The 2,024-nt window shown below is 41.5% G+C and carries 1 protein-coding gene; it reads left to right on the forward strand.

From position 1 onward, the window contains the following. Window positions 1-187 precede the first annotated feature (187 nt). Window positions 188-1,585, forward strand: a complete 1,398-nt coding sequence (locus tag IBX40_13110; protein MBE0525250.1) for a hypothetical protein — start codon at window positions 188-190, stop codon at window positions 1,583-1,585. Window positions 1,586-2,024: the final 439 nt, after the last annotated feature.

The raw sequence follows: 2,024 nt of genomic DNA on the forward strand, positions 1-2,024 counted from the left end.
ATCCTGGAATAGATTAGTATCATATTGTTTATCCATAAGAGTTGTTCCTATGCAACTGGACAGTAGTAAGTTCTCGTGCACATACAAATAAGTCTGTAAAATCAAGTAGTTAAAAAATAAGTAGACATTTACTATAAAATCAGATAGATACGATGTGAATCCTATTGCCTACAAGGAGGTTTCCATCATGCTGATTTTATTGGATAAGTTTTTATTGGGCTTTCGTTGCTGCTTTTCTCGCAATGCGGCCTTCTGCTGGTTCGTTATCATTATAATGGGCTTTATCGTCCGATTTGATCACCAAGGAGTAACCAGCTTTATCCGATGGCTTTTCTTAGAACCACAATATTATGACTTACTGCTTCGATTTTTTCGGGCCAATTCCTGGACTCTCGATTGCCTCCTATCACATTGGGCAATGATGGTTCTTAATCTTTACCCAATCATCAAATTCAATGGCCGTCCTCTTTTGATCGGAGACGGTATCAAAGTCTGCAAAGAGGCCAAGAAAATGCCGGGTGTTAAGTATCTGCACCAGGACTCAGACAATAGTGGCAAAGGTGAATATATCTATGGTCACCATATTGGCTTTGTTGGTTTGCTTGTCGGATACTTTTCAAAAGCTTTTTGCCTTCCCATGCATGGACAACTGCATGAAGGTGTTGATGCTGTTCGTCCTGGTGAGGGAATTAATGGCAAACCAGCAACAATAGTTACCAGGATGGCTCATCTCGTTGTACAAAAAGCTCTCAATATGGGATGCCTATGTTATGTGGCACTGGATGCCTATTTTTCCACAGGTCCTGCTTTCCTGATCTTTAAGGCGGCTGTTAACGACATGGGAGAACAATTGGTACATATCGTTACCCGTGCAAAAGACAATTACGTTGGCTATCTTGATCGTGAATTTTCGGACCGGAAGTTTCATGAAGATGACAAAATTAAGCTGATGGAGTATTTCGAATTCCCTGAATTTTTTAAAAAGGCTGAATTGACAATTTATGGCCAGGTAAAAACCATTGAATACTGTTGCCTGGACCTGCTCTGGAAGCCCATTAATGGTTGGGTTCGTTTTGTTTGTGTGCGGGACGGTCACAGTTGTTATATCTTGATGAGTTCAGATCTCCAACTTCCAGCAACTGAAATCATAACCATTTATTCTTACCGAAGCAAGATTGAAGTTATGTTCTTGTTTCTCAAGCACCTGATTGGTGGATTTTGCTATCATTTCTGGACCAAAGCATTTCCGGAACTCAAACGAGGCAAAAAACCTGATCTTTCGATTCTCAGCAAGCCGGATCTTGAGAAGGTTGAAAGAACTGTAAAGGCAATTGAAGGCTTTATCAATCTCGCAGGCATTGCTATGGGACTCCTTCAATATCTGGCCCTCACACAGCCTCGGGCGATATGGAACAGCTACCAGGGGTGGCTAAGAACACGTTCATCTGACATTCCATCAGAAGGGATTGTCCAAAGTGTTCTGCAGGCTGAATTTTTTTCTACAGCCTGGAAAGTTCCAGTTTGCCTAACTTTAAGAATTATCCGGAAAAAATTTCGCAAAGGCCTGTTGGATACAGTTCCGTAAATATAAGAGTTTTAAAGGCCACATTCCAAGCAGGGCGAAGCTTTTAGTGCTGCATTTTCAAAGAAACCTCCCTGGCAGGTCTAAAGCCACGTGCTGTATTATACCCCCTGAATCAATAGAAACGAAACGGTTACCAAACTCGCCTACTTTTATGGGATGTCTCTGTTATAGAGAACTTACTACTGACCAGTCAAGGAGATATTTTTTATTCTCGAGGTCTTCTCTAAGTTTATCAAGGACTTGGCTACGTTCTGCCTCAATCGGATCCCCCGTGAAAACAAAATGGATGCACACTTGTTCAATGATAGCACGATTCTCGACCATACAACTGCGTAACTGGAGAATGATTTGATTCACATTGCTGTCTTGATGAGGAGCTACAAAAATTCGTTCAATTCCAGCGTCGATTAACCGCTCAAGCGATTGCTTAAACTGTGCA

This window comes from Methanosarcinales archaeon (assembly GCA_014859725.1).
Taxonomy (GTDB): domain Archaea; phylum Halobacteriota; class Methanosarcinia; order Methanosarcinales; family Methanocomedenaceae; genus Kmv04.

What these genes read in the sequence shown, in the direction of transcription:
- IBX40_13110 (MBE0525250.1), top strand. Translation starts at nt 188, where the DNA reads ATGCTGATTTTATTGGATAAGTTTTTATTGGGCTTTCGTTGCTGCTTT.